At 49.4% G+C, this 15618-nt stretch carries 7 protein-coding genes; 4 read left to right on the forward strand and 3 right to left on the reverse strand.

The window, feature by feature from the left end:
* Positions 1-38: 38 nt before the first annotated feature.
* The gene (locus AMR42_RS06000) at positions 39-5453 is read right to left on the reverse strand and encodes an ATP-binding sensor histidine kinase (protein WP_099532549.1); all 5415 of its coding nucleotides are present in this window, start codon (positions 5451-5453) and stop codon (positions 39-41) included.
* A 595-nt stretch (positions 5454-6048) separates the two neighbouring features.
* On the opposite strand from AMR42_RS06000, the gene AMR42_RS06005 reads away from it, so the two are divergent.
* The 3 genes from AMR42_RS06005 (at position 6049) to AMR42_RS06015 (ending at position 10586) form a co-directional block, all read left to right on the forward strand.
* Positions 6049-6447: a DUF2358 domain-containing protein gene (locus tag AMR42_RS06005; protein ID WP_099532550.1), complete on the forward strand. Its 399-nt coding sequence runs from the start codon at positions 6049-6051 to the stop codon at positions 6445-6447.
* Between the two features lie 106 nt (positions 6448-6553).
* Complete coding sequence (locus tag AMR42_RS06010) at positions 6554-7744, forward strand: TRC40/GET3/ArsA family transport-energizing ATPase (protein ID WP_099532551.1); 1191 nt, start codon at positions 6554-6556, stop codon at positions 7742-7744.
* A 508-nt stretch (positions 7745-8252) separates the two neighbouring features.
* Positions 8253-10586 (forward strand): fused MFS/spermidine synthase, encoded by a 2334-nt coding sequence (locus AMR42_RS06015; protein WP_143472959.1) that lies wholly within the window; start codon positions 8253-8255, stop codon positions 10584-10586.
* 49 nt (positions 10587-10635) lie between these two features.
* On the opposite strand, the gene AMR42_RS06020 is transcribed toward AMR42_RS06015, so the two are convergent.
* A complete protein-coding gene (locus tag AMR42_RS06020; RefSeq protein ID WP_199858102.1) occupies positions 10636-12645 on the reverse strand; it encodes a penicillin-binding protein 2 in 2010 nt (669 codons plus the stop codon).
* Positions 12646-12830: 185 nt separating this feature from the next.
* Here AMR42_RS06020 and AMR42_RS06025 point away from each other — a divergent pair, with 185 nt between their 5' ends.
* A complete protein-coding gene (locus AMR42_RS06025) occupies positions 12831-13769 on the forward strand; it encodes an NAD-dependent epimerase/dehydratase family protein (RefSeq protein WP_099532553.1) in 939 nt (312 codons plus the stop codon).
* An 86-nt stretch (positions 13770-13855) separates the two neighbouring features.
* On the opposite strand, the gene AMR42_RS06030 is transcribed toward AMR42_RS06025, so the two are convergent.
* Complete coding sequence (locus AMR42_RS06030; protein WP_099532554.1) at positions 13856-15343, reverse strand: serine/threonine-protein kinase; 1488 nt, start codon at positions 15341-15343, stop codon at positions 13856-13858.
* Positions 15344-15618 lie beyond the last annotated feature (275 nt).

Consider the following 15618-nt stretch of genomic DNA (forward strand, 5'->3'; position numbering starts at 1 on the left):
AGTCTGTGATCGAAATCTCCAACCGTTCCGCAAGCTGCTCAAGATCCGTGAATGGGCAAACTCATCAGAAACTGCGACCCCTGGCCCAACTCCGATCGCACCATTAAGCTACCGCCATGTTTTTCCACCACAATTTGGCGAGCGATCGCCAAGCCCAACCCTGTGCCTTTGCCAACGGCCTTGGTAGTGAAAGTGGGATCAAAAATCTTGGCTTGTAATTCCTCGTTCATGCCCTTGCCATTGTCTTGAATGGTCACTTGCACGTGATCATCCACCCGTCGAGTGCCAATCGTAATGGTTTGTGGATGGGCCGCTAGCGCCTCGAATGATTGCCCTTGCGCTAGCTCATCGAACATGTCGATCGCGTTGGCCAAAAGATTCATAAACACTTGATTAAGCTGTCCCGGAAAGCAATCGATTGCCGGAATGTCCCCATAGTCTTGAATGACTTCAATGGCGGGGCGATGCTCATTGGCTTTTAGTCGATATTTCAGAATTAATAATGTGCTGTCGATTCCTTCATGTAAATTGGCCTGAATTTTATATTCAGTATCTGCCCGTGAAAAGGTTCGCAGACTATTGCTAATACCTTTGATGCGATCGGTTGCCAATTGCATCGATTTCAACAAGGTTGGCAAATCTTCACTCAGGAAGTCTAAATCAATCTCTTCTGCATTTTCTGTGATGCTGGGTTCAGGGTTGGGATAATGTTGTTGATAGAGTTTTAAATGACCAATGAGATCCTGAAAAGAATCTTGTAAATTTTGAATGCTGCCATTTAAAAAGCCGATCGGGTTATTGATTTCATGGGCAACTCCCGCCACCAAGTTTCCCAAAGATGCCATTTTTTCGCTTTGAACAATTTGTAGTTGAGATTGTTCAAGCTGTTGAGCATAGGTGCGTGCTTGCTGATAGAGCCGAGCATTTTCCAGTGAAATCGCTGCTTGGGCACAAAGAAAATTCAGAACCAAGAGCCGATCGCTTGTAAATACATTTTTCGCAGCTTGGTTACTGAGATACAAAATGCCTACCAATTGCGCTTGGTTGAGGATTGGTAAGCACAACACGCTTTGGGGCATCGGGCGATCAAGAAAAGCGTCCCCGATCGGCAAATGGGTTTGACCTTCATTGATCACCACCGATTCTCTGGTATTTTTCACCCATTGAATTAGGGGTAAAGGCAGGGAGTTTTCATGCTGAAGGGGAATGGTGCAAAGCCTGGTCGTTTCCGTGGAGGCGATCGCCCGCACTAACCATTCACCATCATGATCAGGAACCATCAAAATGCATTGGTCACCGCCGGAATATTGCAAAATAATTTGCGTTAATTGTTGCAGTAGCTCCTCTAGTTGAATGGTGCTAGCGATACTTTGAGATGCTCGAATGATAGTTGCCAAATCGAGCATGACATTGAGATTATTACTGCTGGAATTTTGTGTGGCAGTGGAGCTATAGGTTGCTGTCGCAATAGAAACAAATGTTTCCAGAGGATTCAATTTCTCGGAAGTTGACTCAAGAATAGGAGCCAGCAATTTGGGATAACGCTGTTCGATTTCACTGACCTTCGCCTTTGCACCCCATCGGGCATAGCAGTAATAGGCTTCTTGCATATAGCTGGCAGCGAATTTTTCCTTGTTCCAATCTAAATAGAACTTGGCAGCCAGTTCATTCGCTAAAGCTTCTTCCTGTAAAAATCCCTGTGCCTTGGCTCCATCAATGGCGCGATCGTACAAAATACCGGCTTCGTAAAACTTTTCCAGCACGCGGCACTTTTCTGCTTCTAACAAATCCACCTTATGTTGATGATTAATTGGCGATTGATTGGCCCAAGTGGCTAAGGTAGCTTGCTGCTGTTCTCCAAGAGATAAGGCCCGCGATCGCCCTAAGCTGGACTGAGTAGTGGCAACCCGAAAGTAAGTTAACCCTGCATAGAAATAGAAAACTGAAATATGAATATGTCCCGTGATGATATACATGCAAGGGGAGCCTGCATTGATGTAATCAATGGCTCGCTCATAATGATCAAAAAGGTAAGCCAAAATCAATTTATAAATATAAGCAAATGCCAAGCCGGACGATTCATTTTTTTGTACATACTGGGGGAACATCACAGTTTCATCATAGCTCTCACCAATTAACCGATCGGGGTAATCAGTATTGGTCACAAAGCCTTGAAAAGCCTGCTGCTGCATGCGCAGATAACTTACAGGGTTTTCTCGCTTCATTTGGCTCAAAATGATGCAATATTGCTCCATCTCCGGTTCTATGTCAGTTAGACAAAAGCCAGAGAAAAATTGATTAAAAAAGTAATTATTAATGCTATAGACTGCGTAGAGTAAATTGCCGGTTTCCATTCCCAACAGATAGCTTTCCTTGAGCATGGGAATGGTTGATCGCAAAGAATTATGGCGATGCTGAATAAAAATACTAAATAGAAAAAGGGTCATGGCCCGATATTCAGGAGCACTGAAGCGATCGAGCAACTCTAAGGACACCTTGCCAAACTGATATCCCTTTTCAAACTCATTGTAAGAATTGGTCAAAATTAGGCCATAGCCACTGTAGCCAATCATGGAAACAGAGCTGTTGCCAAATTCCAAAGATAAGCTCACCATCCGCGCACAAACCAATGGAAAGAGTTCTATCTTCACCATGTAGATCGGTGCAAAAAGTGCCGCCATTAACTTCATAGCTGCCATGATCCGAGGATTGGTCATGGGAGCAAGATGCCCCAGATCCTCAATGACATAATCTTTAAGTTGCTGAGCTAATGCTTCAAGCACTTGATGACTCATGGTTGAGTCGGCTTGGGTGGGCAAGGCCACACCCAGCTCCGAAAGTGCATTGGCCCCGACTGCGATCGCCTCTAACATTTGGTTGCGAGTGGCGAGAGCATTAATTTGAATTTTGTAGATTTCTACTTTGTCTAATGGATTTTGGGCTGCCGTTAAAACCTGTTGACAATGATTGTCCATCTCGGCAATGTCGCCCATGAGGCATGCCACCTCGGCCGCTAAGATATGTAGCTCCAAACTCAGGTGGTATTGTTTCTGCCAACGATCATTGGATAGGAGCGATAACCCCGTGTTAACAAAGTTGCTGGCAGCCGCATAGGCCGTTGCCATTTTGGCTTTTTGGGCAGCTTCCAAATTACTTTGAGCCAAGGAAAACCGTTCTGCATCGGTGGTGAGTAAGTCTTGGCCTAAATTTAGGTGGTTAATAATATCAAATCGTCGATTTTCTAACTCTGAACCAGAGAGCTGAGTCTGCAAAAGTTGACCAATCATCAGATGGGTCATGGGTTTCTGAGCCGGATCAATCAGGGAATAGGCGGCCTGTTGGACGCGATCGTGTAAAAAACGATAGGTTGGATTAACCTGCGGTTCCTGCACCTCCCGATCGGCTGGGGTTAGTACCTCCGGCTGGAAAAATTTATAGACCTGACTGTTGGGTAAAACCAAGCCCTCTTGCAACGACTTCCAAAGGGCATTGGCTGTTTCTGCGGCAGATTGTTGAGCAATAATCGAGAGGGTTGTTAAGTCAAATTGGTTACCCAAACAAGCCGCTAGCTTTAAGACCGATCGCGTGGATTCAGGCAGCTTTTGAAGCCGCGCCGCCATAAACTCCACCACATCATCAGTCGTGGTTAGGGTGTAGATGCTGGAAATATCACATTCCCAATAGCAGGCTTCTCGGTTGAATGTAATCCAGCCTTCCTCGTGGAGCGACTTTAGAAATTGTGTTGTGAAAAAAGGGTTTCCCTGGGTTTTCCGATTAATTGATTCAGTTAGGGGTAAGGCTCGATCGGGCGGGCAACGCAACGTATCAGCCACTAAATCATTGGTATGTTCTAGACTCAGTGGATCTAGGGTAATGGTGTTAACAATCGCTTTTTCTTTGATCAATTCCTCCAGGGTAACCATGAGGGGGTGAATGGGCGAAACCTCATTATCGCGATAGGCTCCCAACATGAGTAAGTGGGCACTATCCCCCATCAAAACCTTCAAAAGTTGCAAAGAAGCTAAATCTGCCCACTGTAAGTCATCTAAAAAAATGACCAAGGGATGATCGGGCCTTGTGAAAACCTGAATAAATTTCTGAAACAGAAAATTAAATCGATTTTGGGCGGCTGTTCCTGATAGTTCGGGCACGGCTGGTTGAGACCCAATGATGGTCTCCAGCTCGGGAATGACTTCAACCAAAACTTGTCCACTTTCTCCCAAGGCTTGCAAAATTTTGGTTCGCCATTGGTTTAATTGACTATCTGGCTCAGAAAGCAAATAGCTCATTAAATCGCGAAAAGCTTGCACAAAAGCCGAGAGAGGAACATTGCGATTGAATTGATCAAATTTCCCCTTAATGAAATAGCCTTTTTGGCGAGTGATAGGCTTGTGAATTTCATGAATGACGGCGGTTTTGCCAATTCCGGAAAATCCCGCCACCAGCATCAATTCTGTACTTCCTTGGGCAACGCGTTCAAAGGCTGCCAATAAACAAGTAACTTCCCGATCGCGCCCGTAGAGTTTGTCAGAAATCAGGAATCGATCGCTTAAATCTCGAGTTCCCAACTCAAAAGGCTGAATTTGTTGAGTGGCCTCCCACTGTGTCCAACATTCCTCCAGGTCATGCTTTAACCCTTTCGCGGTTTGATAGCGATGTTCTGCATTTTTTGCCATTAATTTAGAGACAATGGCTGCCACCATGGAAGGAATCACGGGATTCACCTGGTCAAGCGCTGTGGGTGTTTTGGCAATGTGACAGTGAATGAGTTTGAGGGGATCCGCTGCTTCAAAGGGGAGCCGACCACTCAGTAATTGATAAAAGGTGACTCCAAGGGCATAAAAGTCCGTGCGATAATCGATGCCGCGATTCATGCGGCCGGTTTGTTCAGGGGCTAAATAGGCAATGGTTCCCTCAAGAAGATTAGGGTTCTGAATTTCCTGAGTTTCCTTGGGCAGCACGGAAGCAATACTAAAGTCAATAATCTTGATTGCTTTGGTGCTGGGTTGAATCAAAATATTGGCGGGCTTGATATCTCGATGAATAACGCGGCTTTGGTGTAAGTCGTGGAGAATTTCGGATACCTGTAAGGCAATCAACAGAAAATCAGTTAATGAAATTGAATATTGTTTTCGGTAATTTTCTAGGGAGATAGCACTGAAATCTTCCATCACTAGGGCATAACTGTTGCCATAGGCTTCTAAACTATAGGGATGTACAATACCCGTAATGTTCAAAGACTTAGCGATGCTATATTGATTGCGAAATTGTGTCAGCTCGTTAAAGCTGGGATACTCATGGCAAAGAATTTTGATGACGACCGATCGCCCTGTATCCGTCTGAATTGCCCGGTAAACGGCTGTGCGAGATCCTGAGTAAAGTTGCTCAGTAATTTCGTAACCATCAAGGTTGGGCCACAAAGTGGGCGAAGTTTGTTGCAGTGGGCTAGTCATGGGCCACGGTCATGCAGTTGAGGGGTGGATTCAGCGCCTTAGTCCTGACCCAAGCCTTGATCGAGGCTGATTGGGCCACGGTCTTGATTGTGGTTTGAAGAGTTTTGGGGCTTAACTTGACGACTACTTGAGATCACGTTAGCTCGGCTCTGATCATAGCAATTGCAATCACAAGTTGCTAGATTAATGGGCAAAAAATTGAGTTAAGTTCAGCAATAATCAAGCAGAGCTATGTTAGAAGAATGCTCTAGAGTGAATCATTGAATATTTTATAACTAAATAGTTATTTTGAGAATTATTGAATATTGTGCTTTGGAATTGACTTAAAAACGCGATTAAAAATTTATTGAGAAATTAATTTCAAAAAGTCTCAGCAGAAATTATACTGAAAATCCATAATAAGAATAGCATTTTCAAGAAATTTTGTTCCGAAACCATAACCAAAGAGTGATTGTAGTGATTACAAAAATTCATCAATCGCCTAAGCTAAAAATTAAGGCCCATTTGGTGTGTTGGTTGATGAAACAAGTTGAACATTGACCTTGATGCTGAAAATACTCCCTGAATCAATATCGAGAATCAAATGAATAGACAGATGGACATAGAATCAGTTGTTGAAATTTTGAAAGCAGACTATCAAAAATTTCCTAAGGATCAAACATTTGAAATTTACGATCGGGAGGTTTATTTCAAAGATCCAACGAGCGAATTTCGAGGAGTTGATCGCTACCGAAAAACGATCACCTTTATTGATCAATGGTTTCAGGATCCTTGCCTCAGGCTGCATGAAATTGCCGTGACAGCCGATCGCACGATCCGCACAGACTGGACTCTAACTTGGACGACACCAATCCCCTGGAAACCACGAATTTCGATCACCGGTTGGAGCGAGCTGGGGCTGAATTCCCAGGGTTTAATCAACTCCCACATTGACTATTGGCAATGTTCCATCTGGGATGTGTTGAAACAGCATTTTGCTCGCGCAAACGGTTGACAGATCGTGCAACCTACCTGAGACAGGCTTCAAAAAGCTTTACAAAAAACGCCATAATGGAGGCGCACTGGGCGATCGTCTCCTCCGAAACAAAGGCAATTCCATCATGCGCGTAATTTTGATGACCGGCAAAGGCGGAGTCGGTAAAACCTCCGTCGCCGCAGCCACCGGCCTGCGCTGTGCCGAGCTGGGCTACAAAACCCTCGTCCTCAGTACCGATCCGGCCCATTCCCTAGCCGATAGCCTGGATTTAGAGTTGGGTCACGACCCGATCGCGGTGCGACCGAACCTGTGGGCGGCGGAGTTGGATGCCCTGGCAGAATTAGAAGGAAATTGGGGCGCAGTGAAGCGCTACATCACGCAAGTTCTGCAAGCGCGTGGCCTAGAAGGTGTGCAAGCGGAAGAATTGGCGATTTTGCCGGGAATGGACGAAATTTTCGCCCTGGTGCGCATGAAGCGACACTACGACGAGGGTGAATACGAAGTCTTGATCATTGACTCAGCCCCCACGGGCACGGCCTTGCGGCTTTTGAGCCTGCCGGAGGTGGGCGGTTGGTACATGCGCCGCTTCTATAAGCCGCTGCAAAGCATGTCTGTCGCCCTGCGGCCATTGGTGGAACCGATCTTCCGCCCGATCGCTGGTTTTTCATTGCCGGATAAGGAAGTGATGGACGCGCCCTACGAGTTCTATGAACAAATTGAGGCGTTGGAAAAGGTCTTAACCGACAGTTCCCAAACTTCGGTGCGGCTGGTGACCAATCCAGAAAAAATGGTGATCAAGGAATCGCTGCGGGCCCATGCTTACCTGAGTTTATATAACGTGGCAACCGATATGGTGGTGGCCAATCGGGTGATTCCGGCGGAGGTGAGCGATCCCTTTTTCGATCGCTGGAAAGCCGATCAGCAGAAATATAAGGATGAAATTCATGAGAATTTCCGCCCCTTGCCGGTGAAAGAAGTACCGCTTTTTTCTGAAGAATTGTGCGGATTGGCAGCGCTCGATCGCCTGAAGGAAACCCTTTACCCCAACAACGAAGATCCTGCTCAGGTTTATTACAAAGAAACGACCTTGCGTGTGGTGCAGGTGGACAACACCTACAGCCTGGAAATGTACTTGCCGGGCATTCCTAAGAGCCAGATTGAACTGAGCAAAACCGGTGATGAACTGAATGTTCGGATCGGTAACCATCGCCGTAACTTGGTGTTGCCCCAAGCCCTGGCGGCTCTGCAACCAACGGGCGCTAAAATGGAAGAAGATTACCTGAAAATCCGCTTTTCAGAACCCGCGAAGGTCTAGCGTTGATTATCTGGTTTCCGTCACCTCAAATCCTGAAGGCTAAAAAGTCACGAACCTGGAAAATAATTTCCCTGGAAGATCGTAACCCTGAAAGATCGTGATCTTGGCAGATTGTGATTGTGCGGAAGTGCGGGGGCAAGGGGCTTAAGCCCCTTGTCTTTTGGGGAACTAGGTTAAGATAATTTGGGCTAAGTAGGTGCTGAGTTAAGATCAAATCGGCGTGCTCGGCATGGGCGACAGCAGCATCAGTGCTGGCCAGAACTGAGTAGTAGCATGACAGGCTTAATACATTGGGCCAAAGTTGCGGAGCTAGTCGTGGTAACAAGGGGCTTGAGCATCTTGCTGCTTAACGATCAGGTGACGGTAACACCCATGTAATTTAACCCAGTAAGGCAGCTACGCTAGTAGGTAATAATTTGGTTTTATAAAACTTCCTTGGTTCACAAGAATCATGAAAAAAACAATATTTTCGGTAGCGCTCTTTGGTAGCGCTTTTTTACTATTTTGGGTGCAATTTATTGTTGCAAAAAGCCTGCTGCCTCTGTTGGGGGGAACACCGGCCGTTTGGAATGTTTGCCAGGCTTTCTTTCAAATGATGCTGTTGGCCGGCTATGGCTATGCGGCTTGGTTGAGCGATCGCCCGTCGTTACGCTCTCAGTTTTGGATCCATGGAGCTGTGGCGATCGGGGGTGGGTTGGCGCTTTGGAGTCAGTTCAACCAAGTCTTGAGTCAATCAACCATTACTGTCGATCGCCCCTTAATCACTCTGCTCCAAATTTTGTTTTTAGGAGTGGCTTTGCCGTTTTTTGCCCTTTCAGCAACGGCTCCCTTGTTGCAACGGTGGGTATCGCAAACTCGCTTAGATTTAGGTAAGGATCCCTATGTCCTTTATGCTGCGAGTAATGCGGGCAGCTTGTTAGGCGTTTTGGGATATCCAGGGGCCATTGAGCCGCTCTTTTCCCTGCTGGAACAGCGACAATTTTGGCAATTGGGCTATGGGGTTGAGCTGCTTCTCATTGGGGCCTGTGTGCTAATTACTTGGCGCGATCGCTCTGGGAGGTCTTCCAGTGATTCAAATGATTCAGAACAAGTTTTGCAATCAAAACAACAACCAAGATCAGAAATTTTTGGAGCACTAGGAGACTTTAAAAAGCTGGAGAATCTTGAAAACCTAGACGAATTAACAACATTACAAGAACAATTAACTACCCTTGACAATACCCCAGCTAGTTCAAAAAATGGCGCAGTGGTTAATCGCCTGACGTTTGCTTCTGAGCCGGACAGCTTGCCAAACAAACCCTTGCAACCCACTTGGCGCGATCGACTCCAATGGGCCCTATTTGCCTTCTTGCCAGCCAGCTTATCGCTGGGTGTCACCACCTATGTCACTACGGATTTGGCAGCAATTCCCCTCTTTTGGGCAATTCCCCTCAGCCTTTATCTATTAACTTATATTGTCGCTTTTTCCAATTGGCGATGGAGCGCGATCGCCTATCCACTGTCGATCGCCAGCTTGCCATTATTGGTGACTCCGTTGGTGTTTTGGTCGCGCTTGGATGGGGCCCAAAATTTGTGGGTGATGTTGCCATTTCACTGGCTGGGATTTGCGATCGCGGCCTTTGTTTGCCATCAAACTCTGGCGCTAATTAAGCCATCCGTAACTTACCTAACGCAGTTTTATTTCTGGATTGCTTTGGGGGGAGCTTTGGGCGGATCGTTTAACGCGATCGCTGTGCCCTACCTGTTTCCCACAACCCAGGAATATCCCCTGATTCTGATTTTGACGCTGCTGTCGGTGATTAACTCCCACCGCTTGCCCAAGTGGAGTTGGATCGCGATCGGGCTGGGGTTTGGTGCGCTGCTAGCAGGAATTAATTTCAATCATCTGGCAGACTATTGGGCTGCCTATGGCGTTGCTTTTGGCTTGCTGGCCTTGATTGGCTGGGCGCTGCAATTGCGCAAAACCAAGATTATTTCTGCGGGACTGGCCATTATTTTAATGATGCAATTTTCCGTGGGCTTACGGGGCGAGGTGCTGTTAATTGATCGCAGCTTTTTTGGAGTGAATCGGGTGGTGCGCGATCGCTCAAGACAGGTCATGTCCTTGCTCCATGGCTCCACACTCCATGGCCAACAAAGCCTGCTGCCCCAACGGCGCGATCGACCGCTCACCTACTTCACAGAAACGGGCCCGATCGGGGAATTTTTTGCGGGGTTTAATCAATCTCGGCGCGATCGGGTGGCGGTTTTGGGCCTGGGCATTGGCACGTTAGCCAGCTATGCCCAACCGGATCAGCAATGGACATTTTATGAAATTGATCCCACGGTGAAGTTAATTGCTCAAAATCCCACTTATTTCAGTTTCTTGGAACTGTCGAAGGGCAAGGTTGTGGTGGAAATTGGGGATGGCCGTTTAAAAATGCAAACGGTGGGCGATCGCTCCCTAGATTTGGTGATTATGGATGCCTTTAGCTCCGACTCCATTCCTGTGCATTTAATTACCCGTGAAGCCATTGCCAGCTATCTCAACAAGCTGACTGATCGGGGCTTGATTTTGGTTAACATTACGAATCGCTATCTTGATCTGTTGCCTGTCTTGGGAGCCATTAGCCAAGATTTGCGTTTAACGGCGATTCATCGCTGGGATTTACGGGTTTTGGAAGCGGAAAAAGCAATCGGTAAAACCCCTTCCCATTGGGTGGCAATCGCCCGATCGCCCCAGGATCTGAACTGGTTAATTGATCGCCCCCAAACCCAATGGCAACCGGTTCCACCCCAACCCCCTAGCCAACTTTGGACAGACGATCGCTCCAGTTTGCTATCGGTGATTCGATCGCGCTAAATCCGTTCCCAAGTGGTCAGAAAATTGAGCGAACTTGATCTCTGAAAACCTATTGGGGCGGTAATCCATCGAGCGTAATAATCGATTCCAAAATTGGCTTAGCCGCCGGAGCCGCCACCACCCCGCCAGAACCACCCGGAGGTTCATCAAAAATGGTCATCACCACATATCGAGGATTTTCAACGGGAAAAATGCTGACAAAACTGGCAATGACAGCCCCGCGCCGATAGCCGCCCCGTTCATCTTGTTTTTGGGAAGTACCGGTTTTGCCTGCAATCCGATAACCCGGAATTTGGGCCCGTTTGCCCGTGCCCTGAGACACCACGGTTTCCATCATTTTCAGCACCTCGCGGGTGGTGGCGGCGGAAAAGACGGGCATCGGTTCCGGGTGGGCCGGTTGCCAATAGGGTTGCCCTTCAACGGTGCTGAGGCTGTCCACAATGTGCGGCGTGACGAGTTTTCCCCCATTGGCCAGGGCCGCGATCGCCCGCACCAGTTGTAGCGGTGTGATGGCAACCCCTTGACCAAAAGAGGTGGTGGCGCGGTCAATTTTGGAGGCTAAAAAAGTCTGACGATCTTTAATTTGACCAGGGGTTTCAAAGGGTAAATCAACCCCGCTAGCTTGATTAAAACCCAGGCGCTGTAAGTATTGATAAAACACCCCTGGATCTAATCGCAAACCAATCCGAACTGTGGCAACATTGCTCGAAGTTTGGATGACTTTGCTCAGATTCAATTTCCCTAGCCTGGCAAAGTTGAAATTGCGAATAATTCGATCGCCCACTTGCACCGAACCATTGTCATCAAAGGTGTCATCCAAACTCAACACCCTCGAATCCAGCCCCATAGCCATCACCAGCGGCTTGAAGGTTGACCCCGGTTCGTACAAATCCGAAACCACCCAATTCCGGAAACGAGCAACATCCGCCTCTGAGTAGCGATTGGGATTGTAGTTGGGTTCACAAACCAGGGCCCGAATGGCTCCCGTTTGCACATCCAGGACGATCGCGGCTCCTTTTTTGGCGCGGCTGGCGGTCATTTGAGCCTGCACGGCGGCCCGGGCGGCCCGTTGCAATCGCAAATCAAGGGTTAATTTGAGCTGTAAATCGTCTAAATAGGTCAACTGGTTCAGCCGATCGTTTTCCAGGCTGCCCAAGCGTGGCAGGGCATAGCCACCCGGGGCCCGTTCCAGGGTCACAGGACTGACCGATCGCGCCAACAGTCGCCCCATGGAATATTCCAAGCCGGTCTTACCTTGGCCGTCAAATAGGTTCACATAACCCACAACCTCCGCCGCCATCTCATCCTGGGGATAGACCCGACCGGGCCGCTCATGCAACTCCAGCCCATCCAAGGCCGTGCGCCGAATCCGTTGGGCCTGGTCTTCCGTCAGGGACTCGTGGAGCCGAATGCCGCTGCGGCCCCGCTCCAGTTTTTGGGCCACCTCCGTCACTGGTTCCTGCAAAATCGAAGCCACAAGGGCCGCCACCACGGATTTGGGCTTGTTGAATAGCTTGGGGTGGGCGTAGAGGGTGTAGGTGACCCGATCGAGTGCCAGCGCCACCCCGCGTCGATCGACAATTGAGCGGCGAGGCGCAAAGGGTTTGACCGTTACTCGCTGTTGGGCGCGGGCCCGGTTGGTGAGGGTTTCGCCCTGAACGCCTTGTAGCCACACCAACCGCAACACCAACCCCGCCACGGCCGCCAGCAAAACGCCGCCCACAACCGTCACCCGTTGGCGGGACGGGTTCACCTGGCGTGGGTCGGGCAACTGGGCGCGAATTTGCCGCCAGGTTTGCTCCCATTTTTGGGCCCGTGAGTCATCCCGATCGGGCGTTGGCCCCAACCAAGATCGAGGGCGCGATCGAGGGCGCGATCGGGTGCTGGGGCCCGGCTCACCGGAGCGATCGCCCCGTTTGCGAAATGCTTTGACGTTGAACGCTTCCAAGGGCCAATCGTCTCCTGCTCCTTGCCAATCGGCCGCTGATCCAAAGCTGCGGCGCGATCGCGCATCCCGATCGCCCGAGGCAGCATCTTCAGCGGGGTCAAACCGACTCATGGGCAGGCACAATCAATCGCAAGCGGTAACAGATCAAATCTTAAGGGGCGGTGGAGCGTTTGTGTGGGGAATAAATCGATAAAATAGCCTCGTCGCTGTGGTCTCAAAGCTTTCGGGCTATTTCTTTCCCCAATTTCGTTTTCCAAGCGATCAATACTCCATTTTTTGAAAGGTGCAAGGGATTTATGCGTGTTTTAGTGATGGGTGGAACGCGGTTTATTGGCGTTTATCTGACCCGATTACTGGTGGAAAAAGGTCATGAAGTCACCCTGTTGAATCGTGGTCGCAAGCCCTCGCCCGTTGAAGGTTTGGAAGTCATTCAGTGCGATCGCACCCAAGGCGATGAATTGAAATCAAAGCTAGCCCATCGCCACTTTGAATGGGTGTTTGATAATAACGGTCGCGAACTCAGCGACACTCAACCGCTGGTGGAAGTGTTGCGCGGCAAAACCGAGCATTTTCTCTACATGAGTTCGGCCGGTGTTTACCTAAAAACCGACCAATTGCCCCACTGCGAAGCAGACCCCGTTGATCCCAAAAGTCGTCACAAGGGCAAACATGAAACGGAAAGTTATTTAGCCCACCATGATGAACCCTTCACATCGTTTCGACCAACCTATATCTACGGGCCCCTGAATTACAATCCGCTGGAATCTTGGTTTTTTGATCGGATTGTGCGCGATCGCCCAATTCCCATTCCCGGCAACGGATTACACATCACCCAACTGGGCCATGTGGCTGACTTGGCTAGTGCAATGGTGGCGGCGGCTGGTAACCCCAAAACCATTGGCAAAATCTACAACATTTCGGGCGATCGCTACGTCACGTTCGATGGCTTGGCGCGGGCCTGTGCATTGGCTGCCGGTAAAGATCCGGAGCAATTGCAACTGATTCATTACGATCCCAAGCAATTTGATTTTGGCAAGCGAAAGGCTTTTCCAATGCGCGTGCAGCATTTTTTTGCCAGCAATCAACAAGCAAAACAGGATTTGGGATGGCAACCTGCCTACGATTTGGTTTCTGGGTTGCGAGATGCGTTTGAAAATGATTACTTACCGTCGGGAGCCGATCGCGCGGAAGTGGACTTTTCGACTGATGAAGAAATCGTGAAAGCCTTGGCTTAAGTCTGCTGAAAATTCTCGCGAAATCGTGAGGGACAAGGGGCTTCAGCCCCTTGTCTGGTTGTGTTGAGAATGGCCATGGATTTTGATTAGGGTCGAGAGCGACCTGTGAGCAGAAATCCGAGGCGAATGATGCAGGTGATGATGACGCAAACCAGCCCGATCGCCCCGGCCAGCACGATCAATTCCAACAGGGCTAACCCGTTTCGCAACAGAGGAATCAGGCTGACTACCCCGATCGTAATCACCGGCAACAGCAACAAATCCCACCGCTCAATTGTCCGCGACTGTTGCAGCGCCACCAAAATAATCAGCAACCACAGGCCCGGCACGGCTGCCTCAATGCCGAACAATTGCCCCAAACTTTGCCCAAAGTTCCAAATTAATGTGCCCTGAACACCAGTAAACAGGCTGTGGCTGATCCACTCGCGCGTGCTAAAGGGTGTGCCCGATCGCGCCTTGCCCTTGCTGGGTTTTGGAGAGGTGGCGGGTTGCGGTTGGGTTGGCGCTGGAGGATGGGGCGCAAGGGGGGCGGGGCCGGCGGCCACTGGCTGAGAGGTGCTGAGTTTGGGTGGCACGCTCAAAATTTGCAAACTGGGCTGGCCCGCGCCGGGATTCACCAACGGCAAAATGGTCACCTGATCAAGCCGCGCCAGCACCTCTTGGGCCGAGCTGAACCGTTGATTGGGCGTGAGCTGCACCAGCCGATCGAGCACCACGGCCAACTCATCGCTGACCGTCACCCCCGATCGCCAGCGCCATTGGCCCTGAAACGAGTCATAAAGGGTTTCAGGCGCTTGCCCCGTTAACAACACCAGGCAAGTCACCCCCAAGCTATAGAGATCCGTGGATGGGAAAACCATCCCGCCGGTTACCTGCTCCGGCGGCGCAAATCCGGTGGAATAGATGCTGGTGGACTGGTTATTCGAGCCTTGGGCCGCCAACCGCACGGAACCAAAATCCAACAAAAACAGCCGCCCATCCCGCCGCCGCATCAGATTTGAGGGTTTGATGTCTCGGTGAATGGCTCCCCGATCGTGAATGAAGTGCAGCACCTTCAGCACTTCTCGCAACACGATCCGCGTTTCTGCCTCTGAGAAAGGGCCCTGATCCGCTAGCTCTTCTTCCAGATTTTGCCCATCAATGAATTCCTGAACAATGTAGAAGTAGTCCTGCGTGCGATCGCCCGTTGGGGTGGGAACCGTGAGCGGAAAAAAGGCGAACAGATCCGGAATTTGGGGATGCTCATGACCCAAAGATTCCAGCACCGCCGCTTCCTTCACAAACAAAGATTGGGCCAGGGCTAGGCGATCGCCCTGAAGGTCGGCCGGCGGCAAAAACTGTTTCACCACGCATTTACGGGTTGCGGGGGTGTAGCGATCGATGGCTAAATAAGCCGCTCCGAAGCCGCCCTGCCCCAACAGGCGAATCGGCAAATAGCGACCGCCCAAAATTTGCGGCATTCCGCAGCGCGAACAAAACTTTTGCCCCACAGACACCAGGGTCTGAGGGTGATCCAGATCGGGAAACTCGTTCCGGGGGCGATCGCACCCCGGCCGCGTGCAGTAAACCTCCATGGGGATTGCCTTCGGTCGCTGCCTCCAGTCTAAGCCAGGGGCCGCAACGGCCGGCAATTATTCCCCAGAAGGTCGATGGTTCAGGTTTCTGATCAACTTTCTGATCAACCGGTTTCTGATCAAAATTTTAAAATTGGTTTCCGATTTGGTTGCCTATTGTTTTTTGATCACTTGTTTTCTAAAAATCGGTTAATCCAAGATTGATTAGTTTGAAATTGATTAGTTCGAGATTGATTAATCCAAGATTAATTAACCCAAGATTAATTAGCTTGAGA

It is taken from the genome of Limnothrix sp. PR1529, from assembly GCF_002742025.1.
In the GTDB taxonomy this organism is placed as follows: Bacteria; Cyanobacteriota; Cyanobacteriia; order CACIAM-69d; family CACIAM-69d; genus CACIAM-69d.